Annotated in this window: 19 protein-coding genes; 13 read left to right on the plus strand and 6 right to left on the minus strand. The window is 29.6% G+C overall.

From position 1 onward, the window contains the following. The first annotated feature begins 23 nt into the window (after positions 1-23). The 4 genes from BUA92_RS16490 (at position 24) to BUA92_RS16505 (ending at position 6,105) form a co-directional block, all read left to right on the plus strand. Positions 24-731, plus strand: a complete 708-nt coding sequence (locus BUA92_RS16490; protein WP_021800195.1) for a response regulator transcription factor — start codon at positions 24-26, stop codon at positions 729-731. Continuing rightward, positions 709-2,565 carry a sensor histidine kinase gene (locus BUA92_RS16495; protein WP_073021369.1) on the plus strand — a complete coding sequence of 619 codons (1,857 nt, stop codon included), beginning with the start codon at positions 709-711 and terminating at the stop codon, positions 2,563-2,565. Before BUA92_RS16490 ends, BUA92_RS16495 begins: the two co-directional genes overlap by 23 nt. A 264-nt stretch (positions 2,566-2,829) precedes the next feature. After that, a complete protein-coding gene (locus tag BUA92_RS16500; RefSeq protein WP_073021372.1) occupies positions 2,830-5,055 on the plus strand; it encodes a ribonucleoside-diphosphate reductase subunit alpha in 2,226 nt (741 codons plus the stop codon). 9 nt (positions 5,056-5,064) lie between these two features. After that, positions 5,065-6,105, plus strand: a complete 1,041-nt coding sequence (locus BUA92_RS16505; RefSeq protein WP_021800198.1) for a ribonucleotide-diphosphate reductase subunit beta — start codon at positions 5,065-5,067, stop codon at positions 6,103-6,105. A gap of 19 nt (positions 6,106-6,124) precedes the next feature. On the opposite strand, the gene BUA92_RS16510 is transcribed toward BUA92_RS16505, so the two are convergent. The 3 genes from BUA92_RS16510 to trhA all read right to left on the minus strand — a co-directional run bounded on the left by BUA92_RS16510 (position 6,125) and on the right by trhA (position 9,435). Beyond that, a complete protein-coding gene (locus tag BUA92_RS16510; RefSeq protein ID WP_073021374.1) occupies positions 6,125-7,336 on the minus strand; it encodes an alanyl-tRNA editing protein in 1,212 nt (403 codons plus the stop codon). Between the two features lie 29 nt (positions 7,337-7,365). Next, the gene (locus tag BUA92_RS16515; RefSeq protein ID WP_073021376.1) at positions 7,366-8,625 is read right to left on the minus strand and encodes a hypothetical protein; all 1,260 of its coding nucleotides are present in this window, start codon (positions 8,623-8,625) and stop codon (positions 7,366-7,368) included. A gap of 162 nt (positions 8,626-8,787) precedes the next feature. After that, complete coding sequence (gene trhA / locus BUA92_RS16520; RefSeq protein WP_073021378.1) at positions 8,788-9,435, minus strand: PAQR family membrane homeostasis protein TrhA; 648 nt, start codon at positions 9,433-9,435, stop codon at positions 8,788-8,790. A gap of 219 nt (positions 9,436-9,654) precedes the next feature. Between trhA and BUA92_RS16525 the strand changes: the two genes are divergently transcribed. Beyond that, positions 9,655-10,239: a DUF1836 domain-containing protein gene (locus BUA92_RS16525; protein ID WP_073021380.1), complete on the plus strand. Its 585-nt coding sequence runs from the start codon at positions 9,655-9,657 to the stop codon at positions 10,237-10,239. Positions 10,240-10,288: 49 nt separating this feature from the next. Here the strand turns inward: BUA92_RS16525 and BUA92_RS16530 are convergent, their stop codons facing one another. Next, on the minus strand, positions 10,289-12,292 hold the full coding sequence (locus tag BUA92_RS16530; RefSeq protein ID WP_073021382.1) for a sigma 54-interacting transcriptional regulator: 2,004 nt from the start codon (positions 12,290-12,292) through the stop codon (positions 10,289-10,291). 368 nt (positions 12,293-12,660) lie between these two features. Here BUA92_RS16530 and ptsP point away from each other — a divergent pair, with 368 nt between their 5' ends. The 6 genes from ptsP (at position 12,661) to BUA92_RS16560 (ending at position 19,694) form a co-directional block, all read left to right on the plus strand. Further along, positions 12,661-14,277 carry a phosphoenolpyruvate--protein phosphotransferase gene (gene ptsP, locus BUA92_RS16535; protein WP_073021384.1) on the plus strand — a complete coding sequence of 539 codons (1,617 nt, stop codon included), beginning with the start codon at positions 12,661-12,663 and terminating at the stop codon, positions 14,275-14,277. Between the two features lie 265 nt (positions 14,278-14,542). Next, on the plus strand, positions 14,543-15,838 hold the full coding sequence (locus tag BUA92_RS16540) for a homoserine dehydrogenase (RefSeq protein WP_073021387.1): 1,296 nt from the start codon (positions 14,543-14,545) through the stop codon (positions 15,836-15,838). A 165-nt stretch (positions 15,839-16,003) separates the two neighbouring features. Continuing rightward, the gene (locus tag BUA92_RS16545) at positions 16,004-17,227 is read left to right on the plus strand and encodes a tetratricopeptide repeat protein (protein WP_073021389.1); all 1,224 of its coding nucleotides are present in this window, start codon (positions 16,004-16,006) and stop codon (positions 17,225-17,227) included. A 17-nt stretch (positions 17,228-17,244) separates the two neighbouring features. Next, complete coding sequence (gene iadA, locus BUA92_RS16550; RefSeq protein WP_073021391.1) at positions 17,245-18,423, plus strand: beta-aspartyl-peptidase; 1,179 nt, start codon at positions 17,245-17,247, stop codon at positions 18,421-18,423. Positions 18,424-18,506: 83 nt separating this feature from the next. Beyond that, positions 18,507-18,818, plus strand: coding sequence for a thioredoxin (gene trxA / locus BUA92_RS16555; RefSeq protein ID WP_073021393.1), 312 nt, complete (start codon positions 18,507-18,509; stop codon positions 18,816-18,818). Between the two features lie 18 nt (positions 18,819-18,836). Further along, positions 18,837-19,694: an NAD(P)/FAD-dependent oxidoreductase gene (locus BUA92_RS16560; protein WP_073021395.1), complete on the plus strand. Its 858-nt coding sequence runs from the start codon at positions 18,837-18,839 to the stop codon at positions 19,692-19,694. Between the two features lie 23 nt (positions 19,695-19,717). Here BUA92_RS16560 and BUA92_RS16565 read toward each other — a convergent pair whose 3' ends face one another. After that, positions 19,718-20,329, minus strand: coding sequence for a cell wall hydrolase (locus BUA92_RS16565; protein ID WP_021800209.1), 612 nt, complete (start codon positions 20,327-20,329; stop codon positions 19,718-19,720). 71 nt (positions 20,330-20,400) lie between these two features. Further along, positions 20,401-21,312 (minus strand): hypothetical protein, encoded by a 912-nt coding sequence (locus tag BUA92_RS16570; protein WP_073021398.1) that lies wholly within the window; start codon positions 21,310-21,312, stop codon positions 20,401-20,403. A gap of 158 nt (positions 21,313-21,470) precedes the next feature. On the opposite strand from BUA92_RS16570, the gene cdaA reads away from it, so the two are divergent. Together cdaA and BUA92_RS16580 are read left to right on the plus strand one after the other, a co-directional pair. Then, positions 21,471-22,328 carry a diadenylate cyclase CdaA gene (gene cdaA, locus BUA92_RS16575; protein ID WP_073021400.1) on the plus strand — a complete coding sequence of 286 codons (858 nt, stop codon included), beginning with the start codon at positions 21,471-21,473 and terminating at the stop codon, positions 22,326-22,328. Next, positions 22,295-23,512, plus strand: a complete 1,218-nt coding sequence (locus BUA92_RS16580; RefSeq protein WP_073021402.1) for a CdaR family protein — start codon at positions 22,295-22,297, stop codon at positions 23,510-23,512. The genes cdaA and BUA92_RS16580 overlap by 34 nt, the downstream gene beginning before the upstream one ends. Positions 23,513-23,524: the final 12 nt, after the last annotated feature.

The raw sequence follows: 23,524 nt of genomic DNA on the forward strand, positions 1-23,524 counted from the left end.
TATAAGATAGGGGGATGAGAGTAATGGAAAAATATAAAATATTAGTAGTTGATGACGAAAAAGAAATTAGAGATGCAGTTGAGATATATTTAAGAGGAGAAAATCATATCATATTAAAAGCAGAAGATGGGATAGAAGCATTAGAAGTATTTAATGTAGAAAAACCTCATTTAGTTATCCTAGACATAATGATGCCTAAGTTAGATGGAATGAGAACATGTTTAAAAATAAGAGAGAAAAGTAATGTACCTATAATAATGCTGTCTGCTAAAGGCGAAGATTCTGATAAGGTACTTGGTCTTAACTTGGGAGCAGATGATTATGTAACTAAACCATTTAATCATTTAGAGCTAGTAGCTAGAGTTAAGTCTCAATTAAGAAGATATGATAACCCGATTATAGCTAAACAAAGAGAAAAAGAAATAGAAGGTGAGATTTTAGTTATAAGGGATCTTGTTATTAATAAAGAGACAAAAAGTATTACGGTAAGAGGTAAAGAAATAAAAGTTACTGCTACGGAGTATAAAATTCTGTTATTATTAGCTTCTAACCCAGGTAGAATTTTTTCTATACAGGAGATATACGAAAGAGTTTGGGATGAGCCTTTTTATAATAGTGAAAATACAGTTACCGTGCACGTGAGAAGAATAAGAGAGAAGATTGAGATAAATCCAAAAGAGCCTGAGTATCTAAAGGTGGTGTGGGGTATTGGGTACAAAATTCAAAAATAGATATATAAGGTGGAAAGATAACGTCTATATAATAGATTTTGTTATATGTATATGTATAGTAATATTAACTTTTAATGCTTTGGGAATATTTGTAGAACAGGCATCTAAAGGTATTTTTGCTATGGATGCAATTATTAGTCCAGATAACTATAGAAAGAATAGACTGAAAAAAGAAAGTAAGGTTTTAATTCATAATATTCAAACTCAATCAAATATTATGAATATGGGAGAAAAATTTATAAAAGATAATAGAAATCTTAGTAATAGCAATATTATAGGTGATGGATTTTTTATAGGATATTTATACATAATAAAAGATAAAAAAGATGAGAATGGAAAGTACTATTATATAACAAATAGGAGTTGGTTAGCTGAGCAAATTGATGGAGGAGCAGATATCAATACACTTTTTGAAAATTTGCATCAGTCTCAAGGCGTAATATGGTATAGCGTAGATAATAAAAAGAACTTCAATGAAGTTAATAGCATGGATCAAAATATGTTAACTCCTGAGGTTAAAAAAAACATAGAGAATATAACTGAATATTATTTCATTAAAGCAGATTATTATGAAAATTTCATAATAAAAAGTCGAGTGTTATTTATAACCTATATTTTAAACCTATCTTTAGTAATATTAATAATAATAAAGTATGAAGAATTGATAAAACGCAAAGGGAATGGGTTTATAATTGAAGGGATTTATAAAAGTAAATTTGGAGAAACTATGTATTATTTAAAGGAAACTCCAAAAAGATTTTTAAGAAATATAAATAAAAGAATAGTTAAATTCACAATTTTTCTTATTATGTTTAATATAGCAATTGGGGTATTAGATGCGACTAAGTTTTTCACTTTTATAGATAGTGTTATAAACTTATTTACTAATAGATATATAAACAGTTTAATTATGACTAATAAACTTGTGGACATTATTAATTTCTCATCAATTCTTTTCTACATAGGGTATTTTATATTCTGCATTCTTAGAAACTATATATTCGTGTATGAGTTGCTTGATATAGTTAGAGAATTTAAAAATGGGAACATGAATATAAAATTAACGTATACAGATAAAAGAGAGATGAATGAAATTGTAGAGGGAATTAAATATATTCAGGAAGAGTATAAAATAATTGCCGAAGAAAGAATAAAGAATGAACAATTAAAAACAGAACTTATATCTAATGTTTCTCATGATTTAAAAACCCCGCTCACTTCGATAATAAATTACGTAAATATACTAGATAGAGATGACATAACATATGAGGAAAGAAAACAATATTTAAAGATACTTGGAACTAAGTCTCAAAGATTACAGGGATTAATAGAAGATTTATTTGAAATGTCTAAATTTAATTCAGGAAAGATTAATTTAGATAAATATGAAGTAGATATAGTTCAATTAGTTCATATGGTAATAGGTGAACAGGAAGATAAACTTAAAGAAAAAGGATTAACAACTAGAGTAATATCTTATAGCGAAAGTGTTTTTATACAGATTGATCCGGATAAAATGGTCAGAGTTTTTGATAACCTAATTGTAAATGCAATAAAATATTCTTTAGCAAACACAAGAATTTACATAGATATTTTTGATGATGGTAATTGGGTAACTATTAGCACTAAAAATATTTCTTCTTATGAGATGAATTTTAAGCCTGAAGATATGATGGAGAGGTTTGTAAGAGGAGATAGGTCTAGAAACTCAAATGTTGAGGGTTCTGGACTAGGGCTAGCTATAGCTAAGAGTATAGTGGAAATGCATGATGGTGACTTAAAATTAGAAGTTGAAGGAGATATGTTTAAAACTTATGTTATGTTAAAGAAATAAACCTAAAGCAGGGATTAGATATTTTCCTGCTTTTTTGTCGATAAATCATATTATCTAAGTTTTTGTTTTAAAAGATAAAAAATATCAATTACAAGGAAATAATAAGAAAATAAGAGATAACTATAGAATTTTAAATACAAACTAGAATTATTGAAATTTACAAATCTACAAATTACCATTATAATTAACAAGTCAATATATTGTGCATAAATAAAAAGTATGCAATGAATGACCACAATATATAGTGAAGAGGGGAAGAGTATTATGGATTTGAAAGCTTTATGTGAAATGGCATTAGAAGCAATAGGGAGTGAAAAAGAAGTATATAATGAGGAGAAATTAAAAAACTCTTTAAATAGAATAATAATTCCAGATATGAAGGAGACTGAATTAACAAAAAGTGTAATGCAGATACTGCTTGAATTAACTTCAGGGGAAGAGCCACAGTGGCAAGTGGGTGCTGCTAGATTATATATACATTTATTATATAATAAAGTAAAGGAAAACAGAGGATTAGAAGAAGAAAACCCTTATGAAAATTTATATGGTTTTATCGAAACATTAACTGATAAAGGTCTTTATGGAAAATACATATTAGATAACTATACAAAGGATGAAGTACAAGAATTAGAAAAAGAGATAAAACCTGAGAGAGATTTTCTATTTACTTATAGTGGAATAAACCTTTTAGATAAAAGATATCTAATTCAAGACTTCAATAGAAAAACTCTAGAGTTACCACAACAGATGTTTATGGGAATAGCAATGCATTTAGCTATACCAGAAAAAAAGGGAAATAGATTATATTGGGCTAAAAGAATATACGATGTTTTAAGTTCATTAAAAGCTACTATGGCAACACCTACAATGTCTAATGCTAGAAAGCCTTTCTATCAATTAAGCTCATGTTTTATAGATACAGTAGATGATTCATTGAATGGAATTTATAAGTCAATAGATAACTTTGCTAAAGTTTCAAAGTTTGGCGGTGGAATGGGTATATATATAGGGAAGATAAGAGCATTAGGATCACCTATAAGAGGCTTTAAAGGAGCTTCAGGAGGAGTTATTCCATGGGTAAAGCTGTTTAACGATACAGCTGTGGCTGTTGACCAACTAGGTGTAAGAAATGGTAGTGTAGCTATTTGGTTAGATGCGTGGCATAAAGATATGCCGGAATTTCTTCAAATAAGAACAAACAATGGAGATGATCGAAAAAAAGCTCATGACGTATTTCCAGGAATTTGTTATCCAGATTTATTTTGGAAACTTGCAGAAACTAATATAGATGCAAATTGGTATATGATGTGTCCTCATGAAATTAGAAGTATTAAGGGATACTCTCTTGAAGATTTCTATGGTGAAGAGTGGGAAAAGAGGTATTATGAGTGTGTAGAAGATGAAAAAATAGAAAAAAGAGCGATGATTGTTAAAGATATAGTAAGACTCATAATAAAGTCAGCAGCAGAGACGGGAACACCGTTTGCTTTTTATAGAGATACTGTAAATAAAATGAACCCTAATAAACATAAGGGAATGATTTATTCATCTAATTTATGTACGGAAATAATGCAAAATATGAGTCCCATGGAAATATATAAAGAAGAAATAGTAGATGAGAATGGTGATAAAATAATAATAGAGAAAACAAAGTCAGGAGATTTTGTTGTATGTAATCTATCATCTCTTGTATTAGGTAATATAGAAGTACTAAATGAAGAGGAACTTGAGTATGTAGTAGAAACTCAGATAAGAGCTATGGATAATGTTATAGATTTAAACTACTATTCCGTGCCTTTTGCAGAAGTAACTAATAAAAGATATAGAGCTATAGGGCTTGGAACATCTGGTTACCACCACATGTTAGCAAACAATAAAATAGGATGGACATCAGATGAACATGAAACTTTTGCAGATAAAGTTTATGAAAATATCAACTATTTCTCTATAAAAGCAAGTATGAACATAGCCAAAGAAAAAGGATACTACGAGTATTTTAAAGGTTCAGATTGGGATAATGGAGATTATTTTGAATTAAGGGAGTATAACTCACCAAGATGGGAAGAGTTGAAACAGGAAGTAAAACTCCAAGGTATGAGAAATGGGTATTTAATTGCAGTAGCACCAAACGGATCTACAGCTACTATAGCTGGAACCTCAGAGGGTGTTGATCCAGTTATGGCTAGATTCTGGTTAGAAGAGAAAAAAGGGAGTATAACACCTAAGACAGCTCCTAACCTTTCTATGGATAACTATTGGTACTATATATCTGCTTATAACATAGATCAGGCTTGGAGTGTAAAAATGAATGGTGTAAGACAAAGACATATAGATCAAGGTCAATCATTTAATTTATATATAACTACAAACTACACTATGAGACAAATAATGAATTTATATATAGATGCATGTAAGTATGGAGTAAAAAGTATCTACTATGTAAGATCAAAATCATTAACAGTTGAAGATTGTGAAAGTTGTTCAGCTTAGGAGGGTAAAATGAGTAATTTAATTAATAAAAAGCCATTATTTAATGAAAATGGTGATATAGACACATCTAAAAAACAAATGATAAATGGAAATACTACAAATTTAAATGATTTTAATAATATGAAATATAATTGGGCCTCAGACTGGTATAGGCAGGCTATGAATAACTTCTGGATACCAGAAGAGATAAATTTATCTCAAGATTTAAAGGACTATAAAGCTCTTACTGAGAAAGAAAGAGTGGCTTATGATAAGATATTATCTTTCTTAATATTCTTAGATTCAATACAAACAGCTAATTTAGGGAATATAAACAACTTTATAACTGCTTCAGAAGTAAATTTATGCTTAACTATTCAAGCATTCCAAGAAGCTGTCCATTCTCAAAGTTATTCGTATATGTTAGATTCCATATGCTCTCCAGAGAAAAGGAATGAAATATTATACCAATGGAAAGATGACAAGATACTTTTAGAAAGAAATAAATTCATAGGAGATTTATATAACGACTTTGTAGAATCTCCTACTGAAAGAAACTTTATAAGAGCAATAATGGCTAACTATATATTAGAGGGTGTATACTTCTATTCAGGATTTATGTTCTTCTATAATCTAGAGAGAAATGGTAAGATGCCAGGTTCAGCTCAAGAGATAAGATATATAAATAGAGATGAAAATACACATTTATGGCTCTTTAGAAGCATAATAAAAGAACTTCAGCAGGAGCAACCTCAAATGTTCACTCCTGAAATAGTGGAAGAGCTTAGAGGAATGATTAAAACAGGGGTTGAAAATGAAATAGCTTGGGGGCACTATGTTATAGGAGATAATATAGCAGGTATAAACAAGCAAATGATAGAAGACTATATAAAGTATCTAGGAAACTTAAGAGCATGGTCATTAGGGTTTGAGCCACTATATGAGGGATATGAAGATAATCCAGCTCAATGGGTTGATTTTTACGCAGATGCTAATCAAGTTAAAACAGATTTCTTTGAAGCGAAATCAACAGCTTATGCAAAAGCTGGAGCATTAATAGATGATTTATAAAAAATAAGTAGGAGAAATCCTACTTATTTTCATTAAGAGTATTTTTAATTTTCATGAAAGCATAATCTAAGGTAGAATCGAGATTGTTTGTATTTTTACCCCCACCTTGAGCGGAAAAAGTGCTTCCGCCACCTTTTCCATCAATAAGGCTAATAGCATCTTTAAGAAGCAAATTCATACTTATAAAGTTAATATTTTTAGAGCAAGAGAATATAAGATTAGCCTTGTCTTGATCCTTTACAGCAAAAAGAGCAATTACATCATTAAAAGTAGTTAATTTGGTAGCTAGGGTGTTAATATATTTCAAACTTTCGCTGGCATAAGTTTTCTTAACCACAGTGATACCAGATATTTTTTCACTTTCTTCTAAAATGTCTTTAATCTCATAGTTAGATATCTTATCTTTAAGAAGTCTATTTTCTGCTAGTATTTTGTTTAACTCGTCTCTTTGTTTTTGAATTTGATCTATGGCTTCGGCTTCACTACATTTTAGCAAAGAGCATATTTCAGTAGAAAATATGTATTTTTGAAGATTTTCTTTTATTGCTCTCTCTCCACATAAAAAGTGTATTCTAGTGGAATTCTTATATTTTTCCCATTTGAGGATTTTAATCAATTGTACTTCTATAGTGGATTTAGGATGTAATCCACAGCAAGGATTAAAATCAATGTCTCCAATTTTAACTACACGTATCTGTTCGTTTATCTTAGGTGAAATTTTCTTTATAGGCATTTTTTTAAGCTCTGATTTAGTAGGATAGAGAAATTCTACAGTTATATTATCTAATATCAGGCTATTAGATAAATTTTCAGCTTCATCAATTTGATCTTTAGTAAAAAACTTATCAATATCAATAGTGCAGATAGATTCTCCTAAATGAAAACCAATAGTAGAAGTATTAAAAAGCTTAGAAAAAGAAGCAGAAAGAATATGTTGTCCTAGATGCTGCTGCATAATATCAAATCGTCTTTTCCAATCTATAGAGCACTTAACTCTGTGGATTTTAATAGGTTTAACTGAACTCACATGATAAACATCGCCGTTTTCCTCATATACATAATTTATGGGTGAGACCTCTATAGTACCAGTATCAGAAGGTGCGCCTCCTCCTTCAGGATAAAAGTAGGTCTTATCAAGTTTTATATGAAATTCATTATTTTTTTCTATTACTTCAAGTACTTCAGCAGTAAAAGTTTTTTCATATTGATTAGTGTAATAAAGTTTTTCCATTTAATAGCTCCTTTTAATTTGAATAAGAATTAATCCTCCAGTAGAAATAAAAACACTTCTTCTAAAGACAGACCATAGTAAGAGGAACTAAGGGTTTTAAATTTTTTACTTAGTTTACTCTTTATATTTTTAATATAAGAAAGTCTAAAAGGTAAGTATTTTTCGATAGTACTTATATATTCTTTGGAATAATATTCTCTGTTATCTACAATAGCAAACAATATCATTTGAATGCAATTATCCTTAATGAGTTTTTTTAACTCATTAGATTTAGAATACTTAAAACAATCAGCTGTATTAACTACATAGTATACTAAATTAATCAGCTTATTAGTAATTGAGTCTAAAGGGTATTTACCGGCTAGTTGAGACATTATCGTCATATGATTATTCTCTAAATCTTTTTTTATATCTTGAAGATCATCACAGAGTTGAAGGAAAAAGCCATAGCCATAGGAGAAGATTTCCTCTTCTTTAGTAAGTGAACCATCTATTAGATAAGCATCTGCTAAAACAGAAGTGCCTCCTTTTTCAATGGATATACCAAGTATATCACTTTCATATGGAAGGGTAATTGCATCTTGTTGAAGCAGACTTCTTTCTTGTGCATTGTGAATTAGTAGAAGACTCTCATATACAAGTGGATAAGACGCGCGATTAAATACCGATTCTATATGCGAAACTAAGTCAAAAATAATATCTTCATTGGGATTTTTTGAAATTACAGGTTCTCCTTTTAACCTTTTAGAAAAATTCAAGTTGAAAGTTTTTTTTGTGGTTAAATCAACAGTAGTATCATCTAAAAAATTATCGGTGTAGGGATAAAGAAGGCTGTAACCTGAAATAGCATCAGTTAATTTCATTGGGAGATTTAAAATTTTTTGAAAAATGTTAACTATCCATACGTTTCGTAAAGCTTGCCCTATATCCTCAAAAGATAAGGAAGAATCTAAATTTTTGCACTTTTTGATAAATAATTTAGTGCTGATTATAAACTCTTCTTTCATTGTTTTATCTAGAGTACCTAGACTGAACATTTCGTTTTTATAAATTGTAGAATCAATAAGGTTATAAAAATCTTCTTTCCACTCCAATCGTCTATTTATATCTTCTGGAAATTGATTGATATGTTTTAAAAAGATATCAATTTGTGAGTTGAAAAGTTTTTCGTTTTGTATCTTATTCCAGTAATCAGTAGAAGTTAAATTAAAGTTTAACTCAGTACTAGAATTCCACCAAAGTTCTCTATAAAGAGAATTTAAAAAATCTATATTAATAAAATAAGTCATAAAGTTCAAATATCCTCCAAAGTAATTAATACTATTTTATCATAATGGAAGGCATATTAAGACCGTTAGTATATAAAACTTTTCATAAGGATATCTTAAATTTTTCTGAAATAAAAAAATCTGGAGTAGGAATGAATCTCTACCTCCAGATATAAAAGCTTACTATAAAACATATTTAAATATACAAAAATAATGAGATAATGTACCTAATAATATGAAGATGTGGAATATCTCATGAAAACCTAAGTGTTTAAAAGTTAGGAATTTTGGTTTAACTGCATAAATCACACCACCAACTGTGTATAAAATTCCACCTAATACTAAAAGCAAAACCCCATTAAGAGATATGGCAGAATATAAAGGAACTATAGCAAATACAGCTATCCATCCCATAAGTATATATATTAAGGTTGAAAGCCATCTAGGACAATTGAACCAAATCATTTTAAAGGATATTCCAAGAACAGCTATTGTCATTATGATTGAAAATAATACCCATCCTGTAACTCCATTTAGAGCTATTAAGCAGATAGGGGTATATGAACCAGCAATAAGTACAAAAATCATTGAATGATCAAGTTTTCTTAAAAAGCTTATTACCTTGTCAGAAGCAATAACCATGTGATAAGTAGCAGAAGCAGAGTAAAGAAGTATCATGCTAATACCAAATATTATTACTGCAGTAATATTTAAAGGTGTGGCTGAGGAAAACGCTATTTTAACGATCATAGCAATTAATCCAACAAGTGAAGCAATAGCACCAAATAAATGAGTTAATCCATTTATAGGTTCTCTAATATATTTATTCATGATTAAAACCTCCTAGTGACAACATGTAGTTACTATAACTATGTTGTATCTTGATTATATTATGATGGTATTATATCCATATGTCAATAATATATTACCATATTTATTAAAAAATTTTCTTACAGTAATATTAAATTACAATTAATGTCGATAATTTATAAAGTATATGATATAAATATAATAGAATGTAGTAAATAAAACTACACCTTGGAGGTTTACATGGATAAAAATGAATTAGATAAATTGATAGATAATTTGTATTTAGATGAAATTATTGAATTAGATGAAATACCAGAGCTAGATTTATATATGGATCAAGTAATTCAGTTATTCGAAAATAAATACAATAAAACTTTAAGGACTGAAGAAGATAAAGTTTTAACCAAAACTATGATTAACAACTATGCAAAAGATAAAATATTTATGCCCATAAAAAACAAAAAATATTCTAAAGAACATCTGATACTTATATCTCTTATATATGAATTAAAGGGTTCTTTATCTATAAGTGATATAAAAAAAGTTTTAACTCCAATAGTTTCAACTTTAAATAATAATGAAGAGTATGACATAAGAAGTTTATATAGAGATTATACTGAAGTATATGGGGAAGATGTAAATCTTTTTAAAGAGAGTGCCGCAGATAGGTTAAAATACATAGAAGATAAACTTAAAATTGAAAAGGGTATATTAGATGGATTTAATAGGAAATTAATTTTATTAAGCTCACTAGTTAATATGAGTAACTTTTATAGAAGGCTTGCAGAGAAGGTAGTTGATGATATAAATAGTTCAGATAAATAAAAGGAGGTTACATTTGCGCTTAAAACTCGCTTATGTAGCCTCCTGTATCCTATTTATTAACTTCAATTCCGTATTTTTTACACTTCAAAGATATGGTTCTATGAGTTAAACCTAAGGCTTTACCAGCCTTATTATAGCTACCATATACTTTCATGGCCTTTTCTATAATTATCTTTTCGTACTCTTCAAAAGTTAGAAGTTCATCTTGATCAAGCGGTAAGAGGCTTTCTTTATGTTTTCCATCTTCTCTAAAATAGTAGGGGAGATCTCTTGGAGTTATTATGTCTCTTGAAGATAGGTTAATAGCTCTTTCAATTATATTCTCTAACTCACGTATATTACCGGGCCAAGAGTAATTTATAAGATGATTTAAAGCTTCTTTAGTTATTCCTTTTATATTTTTATTTAATCGAGAGTTCATTTTGTGTATAAAAAACTCTACTAAATCAGGAATATCTTCTTTTCTATCTCTTAGAGGAGGAAGTTGAATGCATAGGACATTAAGCCTATAATATAAATCCTCTCTAAACTCTCCGTTTTTAATCATTTCTTCTAAATCTCTGTGGGTTGCAGCAATTACTCTAACATCTATCTTTTGTGGTGCAATTCCACCTATGCTTTCAACTTCTCTTTCTTGAAGAACTCTAAGTAACTTCACCTGCATAGATAGTGGCATATCGCCTATTTCATCTAAGAAAATAGTTCCGCCATCAGCTATAGTAAACTTACCAGGTTTTGATTTAATTGCACCTGTAAAGGAACCTTTCTCGAAACCAAACAATTCACTTTCTAACAAGTTATCAGGTATAGCAACACAATTCACTTTTATAAAAGGTTTATTGTTTCTATTTGAATTTTGATGGATAGCACTAGCTATAAGCTCTTTTCCTGTTCCACTATCACCTCGTATTAAAACTGTAGAAGTACTTTCAGAAGCTTTCTGAGAAATATATAAAATATCTTTTAAAGAGGAACTTATTCCAATTATTCCGCTGAAAGCTTTTGAGTTAAGAGTGTGTTTTAAAAGCTCTTCTTTATAATACTTAAGTTGTTCTTCAGATAACTCTAGTTTATTAACTAAGTCCTTCATCTCAGAAATTACCTTAGAGGTAGATAAAACTCCTTTGAATTCTCCATCTATAAATAAAGGAGTAACTGTAGAAATAATATCTATATTATTTTTTGTATGGACAACATTTTCAACTCTTTCTTTAGTATTAAATACTTTAACTCTCAATCCATCTTGGGATATATCAAAAATGCTTTTGCCTAAATAGTTGGAACTATCCCCTAAATAATTCACATAAGCAGGATTAGTATAATTAATAAAACCATTCTCATCAACAAAGCAAATTAGGTCATGGGAACTTTCAAGGATTTTTTTGAATTTTTCATTTAATTCTTTCATGCCGACTATGTCAGATACATCTTGAAAAACTCCACAGGCACCAATGAGTTTGGAGTTGTTAAAAATAGGACTACGGTTTACAGTAATAATCTTTCCGTTTATATGCTGAATCTGCCCAAATTGCTTTTGAGGATTAGCTATTATATTAGGCAGTTTAGTATTATGTACTATCTTTTCAATAGATTTACCTATGGATTTAACATGTTCCTTTTCAAATACCTTAAGAGCATAATCATTTATGTAAGTTATATTTGAGTTTAAGTCAATTACAACGATTCCTATTGGAATAGAGTCTAAAATTTGTTCGTTAGCTATTTTACTCTCTTCTATGAATACATCAATTTGTTCCATCATAGAGGAATTAAGATTAACCTTAGTTAGTATATATGAATAAAGCTCATCTAGCGCAGCTGTAGCAGCTTCGGTATGTTCTTTTACCCCTATATTTATAGATTCTTTATAATGAACCTTTAAAGAAAGTAGAGCAAGCATAGAAACTCCAAGCCAGTCAGTTTTAGGTGGCTTTTGAATATAAAGATTAACATTATATTTAGATTTTAGCTTATCTACTTTATTAACTATCATGGCTGCAATTCTAGTATGAAGTCCGTTGGGGTCTAAAATTGATATAGATTTTGTATACATAAGACCACTCCTTGATAAAATTTATCAAAAATGATAGGGTTGATAAAAAATATCAACAATATAATTTTAACATAAACCCTTAATATAGCAAGGGTTTTGTATTTTCTTGATAAAAAGTATCAGGAAAATTTAAATTTAGGATAAATTTTTCAACAAAATATTAAGTAATTGTAAAATAAAGTTAAAAGTGTGAATATACATTTACTATAAAAACATTTACATTTCATATAAATTTAAAAAAGTGTGTTATAATATTATTGTTTGCATTGAAAACAATATATTTGGCATTATAATTGCTTGTTATTTATATGGTGATTTATTGAGAAATATATAAGCTAATAGCTATTTTTATAAGGAGGAATTCTAGTATGAAAAAAGGAATTGCAGCTTCTAAAGGTTATTCTATAGGAAAAGCATATATACAAGAACATGAAGAAATAATTATAACTGATGAAAAAGTAAGTGATATAGCAGGTGAAAAAGAAAAATTACATATAGCATTAGACGCATCAAAAGCTCAATTAGAGAAAATAAAAGAAAAAGCTGCTAAAGAAATGGGTGAAGAAAAAGCAGCTGTATTTGAAGCTCATATAACACTTCTTGACGATCCAGAATTCAGTGGACAAATGGAAGCGGAAATAGAAAACAATAGCTTAAATGCTATGAAGGCTGTAGAAGGTGTTACTAACACATTTGTAATGATATTCGAATCTATGGATGATGAATACATGAGAGAAAGAGCAGCTGATATAAAAGACGTATCTAGCAGGATAATAGCTAACCTTGCAGGAAAAGGCGGGGATGCATTCTCTATAACTGAAGAAGATACAATAGTTGTTGCACACGACTTAACACCTTCAGATACTGCTCAATTAGATAGAAGTAAGGTAATAGCTTTCTTAACTAATATAGGAGGAAGAACATCTCACTCTGCGATAATGGCTAGAACTTTAGAAATTCCTGCTGTTGTTGGATTAGGTGATATAACTACTTCTGTTAAAGCTGGAGATACAATCATAGTTGATGGTATAAATGGAGATGTTATCATAAATCCAGATAATGCTACAATAGAAGAATATAAAGCTAAAAGAGAAAACTTCTTAAAAGAACAAGAAGAATTAAGAAAATTAGTAGATGTTAAAACAGTTACTAAAACTGGTAAAAGAGTGGAAGTATGTGGAAATATAGGTAAGCCAGAAGATGTTCTTCAAGTATTAGCAAACGGTGGAGATGGAGTAGGTCTATTCAGAACTGAGTTCTTATATATGGATAGAGATAGTGCTCCAACTGAAGATGAACAATATGAATCATATAAATATGTTCTTGAAAAAATGGAAGGAAAGCAAGTTGTAATAAGAACTTTAGATATTGGTGGAGATAAAACTCTTCCGTACCTGCCATTACCACAAGAAATGAATCCATTCTTAGGATATAGAGCAATAAGACTTTGTTTAGATAGAAAAGAAATATTTAAAGTTCAATTAAGAGCTTTATTAAGAGCTTCTATCTATGGAAATCTTGCAGTAATGTTCCCAATGATTTCTGGCTTAGAAGAATTCGAAGCTGCAAGAGAAGTTGTAGAAGAATGTAAAGTTGAGTTAAAAGCTGAAGGAAAAGAATACTCAGATAAAATTCAATGGGGTATCATGGTTGAAATTCCAGCTGCAGCTGTTTATGCTGATGAACTAGCAAAACATGTTGACTTCTTCTCAATAGGAACAAATGATTTAATTCAGTACACACTTGCTGCTGATAGAATGAGTGAAAAAGTATCATACTTATATAACCCAATGCACCCAGCAGTGTTAAGATTAATAAAGATGACAATAGATGGTGCACACAAACATGGTAAGTGGGTAGGAATGTGTGGAGAAATGGCTGGCGATGAAACAGCTATACCTACACTAGTAGAATATGGCTTAGATGAGTTCTCAATGAGTGCTTCATCAATGCTAAATGCTAAAAAATTAATAATGGAGCAATAGATATATATAGATAGCTCTTTAATCAAAATGCGTATTGGAGAAGTGAGAAATCACTTCTTCTTTTTTTTCATCTTTAAATGTCCGAACATTCGAATGTTCGAATGTTCGGACATTTAAAGATGAAAATTGCTACAGAAGGTAACGTATATTTTTTTATAGGAATATTTATGTGGAATTTTATTTAAAATATAGATATAATATAATTTATATTTGACTTTTTATTTATTTCATTGGGGTGTTTTATTAAATAAAAAGGGGGAGCGTAATGAAAAAGATAAAGATTGCCTTATTAGGTTTAGGTAATGTAGGAAGAGGAGTTTGGAATATAATTAACGAGAACGGAGAAGAGATAAGAAAGCGTTCTGGTTATGATGTAGAAATTTCTAAGATTCTAGTTAGAGATAAAGATAAAGCTAGAGGGGTAGAAGTTCCAGATGAAATATTAACAACAAATTATTTAGACATAGTAGAAGATAAAGAAATAAAGATAGTTGTAGAACTTATGGGAGGAGTAAACCCTGCCAAAGAATATATGTTAGAGGCAATGAGTAAGAAAAAACATGTAGTTACAGCTAACAAAATGGTTTTAGCAACTGAAGGAGAGGAGTTATTTGAAGCGGCAGATAGAGAAGGTGTAATGTTCTATTACGAAGCTTCTGTAGCAGGAGGAATTCCTATAATTCAAGGTGTTAATGAAAGTTTAGCTGCAAATAAAATTGAACAGATCTATGGAATAGTTAACGGAACAACTAATTATATATTATCTAAAATGGAACTAGAAGACATGGATTTTGATGATGCTTTAAAAGAAGCTCAAGAAAAGGGCTACGCAGAAGCAGATCCGACATCGGACATAGAAGCATATGATGCTACTTATAAGTTGGCTATAATATCATCTTTAGCCTTTGGAACAAAGATAAGATATGAAGATATCTATAGAGAAGGAATTACAAAGATAAACTCTATGGATATAAAGTATGCCAAGGAATTAGGTTTTGTAATAAAACTTCTAGCTATTGCAAAAGATGTAAATGGAGAATTAGAACTAAGAGTGCATCCAACACTTATACCTAAAACTCATCCATTAGCAAATGTTTATGATTCTTTTAACGCTATATTCATTAAAGGAAATGCAGTAGGGGATTTAATGCTTTATGGAAGAGGAGCAGGAGATTTACCAACTGGTTCAGCTGTGGTTGGAGATATACTTTCTGTATTAAGAAACGAAAGTAATCTAGAAAATTATTCTGCTATAAAGAATAATTTATGGGAAAGAAATCTTAAACCTATGTCAGAGGTTAATAGAAGATATTATTTAAGAATAACAGTAAAAGATAAACCAGGAGTATTAGGAGATATAACTACTATCTTTGGTAAAAATAATGTAAGTATGAGATCAATCATTCAAAGAGAGAGAGAAGCAGATAGTGCTTCATTAGTTATAATAACTCACCATACTAAAGAGGGAGATTTAATGAATTCCGTAGATAGAATAAAGGAATTAGACTCTTTGGAAAGTGTGGATAATATACTTAGAATAGAAAGTTTTAATAGTAAATAATATATTTAAAGAGCTTTGTATCAATAATATAGATATAAAGCTCTTTTTTGTGATGTTTTATTATATAATCCTTAAATTTCCTACAATGTTTTTCATTTTGTTAACCATCTAGTTTTTTATATATGATATAATTTTATGTAGAAATATGTTGAGGTGATGTTAATAATGAAAAATGAAGGAAGTAAACTTTATAATAGAGCGATGAAACATTATTCAAATGGTAACTTAGAAAAGGCTTTAGATGTATGTGAAATAGGTATGTCATTAGGGCTATCGAATGCTGCATTAATTAATTTAAAAGGATTATTGTTATATATAGAAGGTGATTATGAAGGTGCTAAAGCTACCTGGAAAATATGTAAGGATTTTAATGACGATGAAACTGCTAAAAAATATTTAATTTCTTTAGAGGAAGATTCTAATAAATTAGAGATGTATGTTCAAGCAAATTCCTTATTTAATAAAACAAAAATCAAAGAAGCTTTAGAGATTTTAGAAGAATGTAGAGAAAGTGACTTTAATTTTATAAATGTAAACATATTAATAGCTAAATGTTACCTTAAACTAGGTGAACAAGATAAAGCTAAATTTCATTTAATAAAAGTAGCAGAAAAAGATAGAAATAATGAAGAGTTAAAGGAATTAAAAAAGGAAATAGCTGATTTCCCAGAAGAAAAACCAAAGGTTACTCAAAAGCAAAAAATAGTTATAGGCGCTTCGTTAGTAGTTGTATTAGCAATAGTCGTATTAATAAAGCCTATAAGCTCAATGATTAAAGGAAAAGATAATACAAGCAGTGATATAACTATCAATGAAAGTGCTGAACAAAAAGAAAATGATGCAAAAATTGATGAATTAGTTAAAAAGGAATTGACTGTTAAGAATTGGGATGATTTAAAAAGTTATATATCTAGCAAGGATTACGAAAAAATTGGTGAATTTATCAAAGATGTGGATAAAAGCACCTTAGATACTAATCAAAAGAAGCTATATAGTCAATCTAAAGAATTGTTAGATTTAGAGGGAGTAAAACATTTTTATGATAAGGGAAATACATTATTTAAATCTAAAGATTTTGGGAATGCTATAAAAGAATATGAGAAAGCGTACAGTATAAGTGAGGGAAACTATTTAAGACCCCATGTTGCTTATATGATAGCTTCTTGTTATGAAAAGATGGAGGAGTATGATAAAGCAATAGATCAATATAAGTATTACTTAAATGAATTTGCAGATGGTGATTATAGAGCAGAGGTAACTTATAAATTAGCTATGATAAATAAAGATATAAATAAGGAAGAAAGTAAAAAATATGCTCAAATTATCAAAGATACATACAGTAACTCCATGTATAATAACTCTAATATTAAGGAAATATTAGGACAATAGTTTTAGGAGGTACATCAATGATAAAAATCATAAAGAATGTAGAGCTATATGCACCAAAATATGAAGGTAGGAAAGTTATAGTACTTGCCAATGACAAAATTGAAGGGATTTATGATAGCATTAAAATTCCAAAGGATTTTTTAGAAATTGATGTTATAGATGGAGAGGGCTTTATAGCTGTTCCAGGATTTATTGACTCTCATGTACATATAATGGGAGCTGGTGGGGAAGATGGATTTAAAAGCAGGACGCCAGAAATATCTTTAAGTGAATTTATAAAAGCTGGAACCACTACTGTAGTTGGATGTATAGGAACGGATGGAATCACTAGAAACTTAAAAGCACTTTTAGCTAAAGCTTATGCTTTAGAGGAAGAAGGTATAACAACATATTGTTATACAGGATCTTATGATATACCTGTTATTACAGCTACTGAGAACATTAAAAATGATATAATTCTTCTGCAAAAGGTTATAGGAGTTGGAGAAGTTGCTATAAGTGACAGTAGAAGTTCTCAAGCTACTTATAGTGAGTTTATAAAAGTAGTTGCAGATACTAGAGTAGGCGGACTTTTATCTGGTAAAGCAGGAATTGTAAATATACATTTAGGTAATGGAAATAATAAGATGAACTATCTTTTCAGAGTAAAAGAAGAGGGGGAAATACCTTTAGAGCAATTACTTCCAACTCATGTTAATAGAAATGAGAAACTTTTTATAGATGCTATAAAATATGCTAAGGATGGTGGATATGTAGATTTAACTACAGCCTCTGATCCTGAACACCTAGAACAAGATGAGGTAAAGGCAAGTAATGGACTTAAAAGAATGTTAAGTGAGGGAGTTCCTTTAAAACAAATAAGTTTCTCTTCTGATGGTAATGGTAGTTTACCAGTATTTGATGAAAAAAATCAAATAATAGGTGTAGGTATATGTTTACCAGAATCATTATATAGGGAATTTAAGGATGCTGTATTAATAGAAAAACTACCGCTAGAGGATGTGCTTCAAGTAGTTACTTCTAATGTAGCACATATTTTAAAGTTGGAGAATAAAGGGCTTATAGAAAAAGGTAAAGATGCAGATATTCTTCTTTTAGATAAAGATAATTTAGACATAGATACTGTTATAGCCAAAGGGAAGATATTAATGAAAAATAAAGAGGTATTAATCAAAGGAACCTTTGAAAAGAGCTGACATATATTTTGTTGACAAATAGAAAAACTAAATCTATAATTAATACCATATAATACCCTAAGGGGGTATAAGGAGGTATAAATATGTTACAAGTAGATGTAAATAATTTTAATGAAGAGGTTAAAGAACACAATGGAGTTGTGGTAGTTGATTTTTGGGCGACTTGGTGTGGTCCATGTAAGATGCTAGCTCCTGTATTAGACTCTCTTTCTCAAGATATGGATGCTGTAAAGTTCGTGAAACTAGATGTTGATAAGAATCCGGCTTTAGCTAACGAGTATGGAGTATCAACAATACCAACTCTAAAGGTATTTAAAAGTGGAGAATTAGTTAACTCTATAACTGGTTTTAAACCTAAAGAGGTTCTTGCAGCCGAACTTAAAAAACACATTTAATATGTTGGGAGATATATTATGAGTGAGAGATATGATATAGCTATTGTTGGAACTGGTCCTGCAGGGCTTTCAGCTGCTATAAATGCCAAAATTAGAAATAAAAATTTTATAATATTTGGAAATAAGGAGTTTAGTACAAAGCTTACTAAAGCTCCTAAAATAAATAACTATTTAGGACTTCCAGGCATAAAAGGTACAGAACTTAAGGATTATTTTGAAAAGCATATTAAAGAAATGCACATAAGTATTAATTATGAAAGAGTCAATAACATATATGCTATGGGAGATTATTATGCACTAATGGTTAATGATAAGATTTATGAAGCTAGTTCTGTAATCTTAGCTACAGGTGTGGAATATACGAAACCTATTGATGGAGAAGAAAATCTATTAGGCAAGGGTGTTGGATATTGTGCGACCTGTGATGCTCCTTTGTATAAAGGAAAAGTTGTTACCATAGTGGGGTATAATACTGAAAGTGAAGAAGAAGCTAATTATGTAAGTGAGCTGGCTTCAAAAGTTTATTATATACCTATGTATAAAGGAGTTTATGCATTAAGTGAAAAAGTTGAAGTTGTATTTGATACTCCTGAGCAGGTTGTAGGTGAAGGTAAAGTAGAGAAACTTAAACTTAAAAATAGAGAAATTATAACTGATGGAATATTCTTTTTAAGAGATGCTATATCTCCAGATCAATTAGTTCCTGGATTAGAAGTTGAAGAAGGACATATTAAAGTTGATAGGAATATGGCTACAAACTTAAAGGGATGTTTTGCAGCAGGTGACTGTGTAGGAAGACCACACCAGTATATAAAAGCAGCTGGAGAAGGTTTGATAGCTGCACTTAATGCAGTTTCATATGTAAGTAAATTGTAAAAGGTCGCTATAAGCGACCTTTTTTAAGTACAGAAGAAAACATGATGTCCGATATTAGTTACTTTTTTCTTTTCTACATTCTTCATCCAACTACAAGTAGCTATGGATGGATTGTAGAAGAACAAGGCTTCGTTTGTTGGATCCACTCCTTTAATAGCATCGTAAACAGCAGCGTATGATGCCTCATTAGGAGTTACATTAATCTCTCCATTTACAACACAAGAGAATGCATTTTTTTGCATTATGACTTCTCTTATAGTGTCCGGAAATTTAGGGTCAGTTACCCTGTTTAAAATTACAGATGCAACTGCAATTTTACCCTGCTGAGGTTCCCCTTTTGATTCCGCGTGAACAATTTTAGCCATTAAATTTAAGTCGTCTTCTGTAATATACAGAGTTTTGTTGTTGTAAGAAAAAACTTCAACAACTTCTTCTTTTTCCTTGTATAAATCTTTAGTCTCATTTTTATTAATGGTTAATAATCTTCTCTCCCCATTTATGCTGTCAATATCCATAAGACTTATATTGTTGGTCAAATCCTTAGGGACTATTTTCTCTACAGAATATGCCCTGTAACCACCTAAAAAAAAGAAAAAGGTTAAAAAGAAGAATAAAAATAAATAGAATTTCTTCATATTTCTCCTCCTTTTGGATAAACCCTGTTCTAAGGTAGTTTAACCCAAAAAAAGATATTAATACATAAATTTTATTTGATTATAGGAGAATTACTTTCTCTGTATTCGGAAAGTCTTATAGTCAAGTCATCATATTTTGAAAATGGATTTTCATATATGTCTTTAAGCTCTTTATCATAAGAAGGAGAAGAAGATTCTGCAACCAATACCTCTCTCATGGATTCTAAATATATGTCACATAATTTTACTAACTCTTGTAGCCCTTCAAAACTTGAATAATGTTCGGGCGGTATAGATACTTTTGTTATTTCTTCCTTTAATGTTTTGATATCAGCCTGTTTTATATAAACATCATTAAGTATATTATCTACAGTTGATTTGTTATCATAACATCTTTGGAGAGCTGGTGTTAAGTTCTGACATATTGCTGATAAGGTTGAATAAAATTTATTCATGGAATTAGAGTAATCGGTTGTTATAGAATTAGTAATCTCAGCATTAAGAGATTTTTTAGCAGCATCAAGCTCTTTAAGTAAAAAAGTTCTATTGTATTTATAAAAATATTGAAAATTTTTTATAGTAGAAGAAGTATCATCGTTTGAATAATAACTTTTAATGTCTTCAAGGGTTTCTAATAATGAATTTAGTACGATAATATAATTAGAAGTAGGATTTTTGTTATCTTTTAGTGACATAAAACTAGTAAAGTAAGAATTATAATTGTTAAGTAGTTCTGAATAGTCGCTATCCTTAGTTTTTAAAGAACTAATCGCATTTAAGTTTTCTTTACATATTTCAACGATATTATCAAAGTCATAATTAACTCCATCTAAATCATTATAGGAGTTGTTAATTGATGAAATAGTAGATGGTATCAATGTAGTGTTTTTAGATTTAGAAAAATAATCAAATCCTATATAAGTTACAAGCATAAACAAAACAATTATAAGAATAATATAATGAAGATTATTTTTAATTTTCATTTAAATCCCCCATTTCTATAATAAGTATATTTAATATTATGTTAATCCTATTGATTTAATGATTACTTTATACAAATTTGTGACAGGAATGATACTAAGAATGTAAAAATTGGTGTATAATTTAAGATATACATAAGGGTTAGCTGGAGGTGAAGAGTTTGAACGAGTTCATAAATTTAACTATTAATACAATTAAAAATATATCAGTTTGGTCCGTTTTAGATATTCTAGTAGTAGCGTATATATTCTATAAATCTTATATGCTTATTAAAGATACTAGAGCAGAACAGCTTTTAAAAGGAATACTATTTATAGTTGTGCTTATTCCTATTAGCTATGTACTTAGATTGAATATGTTATATGTTATTTTGAATAAAACTATTACTATTGGAGTATTAACAATAGTAATAATATTTCAACCTGAAATAAGGAGAGCTTTAGAGCATTTGGGAAGAAGTGCTTTTGATGATATTCATACAGTACAAGATAAAGAAGAAATAAATAAAACTATAAATGAAGTAGTTATTGCAGTAGATGCATTAGCAAAAACTAAAACAGGAGCTTTGATTGTAATTGAACAAAGTACAGGCTTAGGAGATTTTATGGCCAGTGGAACTAGAATAGATGGATTGGTTTCATCAGCTATGCTTGAGAATATCTTTGTAGTTAACACGCCTCTACATGATGGTGCTACAATTATTAAAAATAGTAGGATAGTTGCATCAGGATGTGTTTTACCGCTAACCTCAAATAATGATATCAATAAGAAATTAGGAACAAGACATAGAGCAGCAATAGGATTATCTGAAATTTGTGATGCAATAATAATAATAGTATCGGAAGAGACTGGTACCATATCCTTAGCTATTAATGGAAGATTAACTAGAAATTATGATAAAGAAAAATTAAGAACTATTTTAGGTAAGGTCATAGAAAATAAACAGAGTAAGCGAGTTAAAACAGCAGGAGAAAGGGTGAAAGTATGGATCAGAAAAGTAGTAAAAAACGACAAATAATAATACAACTAATTTGTTTAGTACTTTCCTTCGGATTATGGCTTTACATATCGAATGTAGAAAATCCTGTTACCACCTATAGTTTGGATAAGGTGCCTGTTGAACTAATAAATGAAACGTCACTAAATAATTCAGGTTTAACTTTATCGCCAAATCAAAATGTTTATGTAGACTTGAAGTTAGAGGGACCTAGATCCGAGCTTTATTCTGTAAAGAGAGATCAGTTTAAAATAACCGTAGATTTAGGAGATTATGTACTTAAAAAGGGTGAAAACAGTGTGCCTGTAGAGATAGTAGATTATCCAGATAATATAAATATTAAAAAAAGTAGTAATTTGAAAGTAAATATAGTGATTGATGAGCTTCAGACTAGAAGTGTATCAATAAAACAGGAGTTAACATTAACAGCTAAAAATGGATATTATTTAGGGGAGACCAGCTTGTCTTATAATAAGGTGAATGTATCTGGACCAGCGGAATATGTTAATTCAGTTCAAAATGTTGTAGCTAAAGGGGAGTTTAAAAGTTTAGATTCTGATTTACTCTCTACGGTACAGCTAAAAGCTGTAGATGATGAAAATAAAGTAGTCGAAAATGTAACTATTCAACCATCCACAGTTGATATAACTGTTCCAGTAAGACAGTTAAAGCCAGCTAAAGTAAGCGTTAGAACTTCTGGGCAACTAAGAAGTGACTTGGCAATAAAAGCTATAACTCCTTCTAAAACCTATATAGAGTTAAAGGGAGATAAAGACATAACTGATAAAATATCTGAAGTATATACTGAAGCCATAGATTTATCTAAAATAACTACCACAACAGATATTAGCGTAAAGTTAAGTCTACCAGAAGGCGTACAGAGTGTAGATAATACTATATCTGTAAATGTGGAAGTAGAGAAGATAATTTCTAAGGATTTCTCGGTTTCTCTAATTACTAAAGGATTAGGAGAGAATTTTAATTCTGCTTTAAGTAAAACAGAGGTTAAGGTAACTGTAAAAGGTAATGAGAGCAGCGTAAATAAGGTAAATGTTAATATGTTTAAAGGAGAGGTTGATTTAACTTCTTTAACAGAAGGAAGTTATGATATCTCGCCTAAGATAACTTTTGATAATTCAATAGAAAATATAACTATAACATCTAATGATAAAGTTAAAGCTACTATAACAAAAAAAGAACAGTAGTTTTAGAGGAGG

It is taken from the genome of Clostridium intestinale DSM 6191 (assembly GCF_900130055.1).
In the GTDB taxonomy this organism is placed as follows: Bacteria; Bacillota; Clostridia; order Clostridiales; family Clostridiaceae; genus Clostridium_T; species Clostridium_T intestinale.

Coding starts and splice junctions, on each gene's coding strand:
- BUA92_RS16510 (WP_073021374.1), bottom strand. CDS start 7,336: ATGGAAAAACTTTATTACACTAATCAATATGAAAAAACTTTTACTGCT.
- BUA92_RS16530 (WP_073021382.1), bottom strand. CDS start 12,292: ATGTATACAAAATCTATATCAATTTTAGACCCCAACGGACTTCATACT.
- BUA92_RS16560 (WP_073021395.1), top strand. CDS start 18,837: ATGAGTGAGAGATATGATATAGCTATTGTTGGAACTGGTCCTGCAGGG.
- BUA92_RS16580 (WP_073021402.1), top strand. CDS start 22,295: ATGGATCAGAAAAGTAGTAAAAAACGACAAATAATAATACAACTAATT.
- trhA (WP_073021378.1), bottom strand. CDS start 9,435: ATGAATAAATATATTAGAGAACCTATAAATGGATTAACTCATTTATTT.
- BUA92_RS16540 (WP_073021387.1), top strand. CDS start 14,543: ATGAAAAAGATAAAGATTGCCTTATTAGGTTTAGGTAATGTAGGAAGA.
- BUA92_RS16565 (WP_021800209.1), bottom strand. CDS start 20,329: ATGAAGAAATTCTATTTATTTTTATTCTTCTTTTTAACCTTTTTCTTT.
- ptsP (WP_073021384.1), top strand. CDS start 12,661: ATGAAAAAAGGAATTGCAGCTTCTAAAGGTTATTCTATAGGAAAAGCA.
- trxA (WP_073021393.1), top strand. CDS start 18,507: ATGTTACAAGTAGATGTAAATAATTTTAATGAAGAGGTTAAAGAACAC.
- BUA92_RS16545 (WP_073021389.1), top strand. CDS start 16,004: ATGAAAAATGAAGGAAGTAAACTTTATAATAGAGCGATGAAACATTAT.
- BUA92_RS16490 (WP_021800195.1), top strand. CDS start 24: ATGGAAAAATATAAAATATTAGTAGTTGATGACGAAAAAGAAATTAGA.
- BUA92_RS16570 (WP_073021398.1), bottom strand. CDS start 21,312: ATGAAAATTAAAAATAATCTTCATTATATTATTCTTATAATTGTTTTG.
- BUA92_RS16500 (WP_073021372.1), top strand. CDS start 2,830: ATGGATTTGAAAGCTTTATGTGAAATGGCATTAGAAGCAATAGGGAGT.
- BUA92_RS16505 (WP_021800198.1), top strand. CDS start 5,065: ATGAGTAATTTAATTAATAAAAAGCCATTATTTAATGAAAATGGTGAT.
- iadA (WP_073021391.1), top strand. CDS start 17,245: ATGATAAAAATCATAAAGAATGTAGAGCTATATGCACCAAAATATGAA.
- BUA92_RS16515 (WP_073021376.1), bottom strand. CDS start 8,625: ATGACTTATTTTATTAATATAGATTTTTTAAATTCTCTTTATAGAGAA.
- BUA92_RS16525 (WP_073021380.1), top strand. CDS start 9,655: ATGGATAAAAATGAATTAGATAAATTGATAGATAATTTGTATTTAGAT.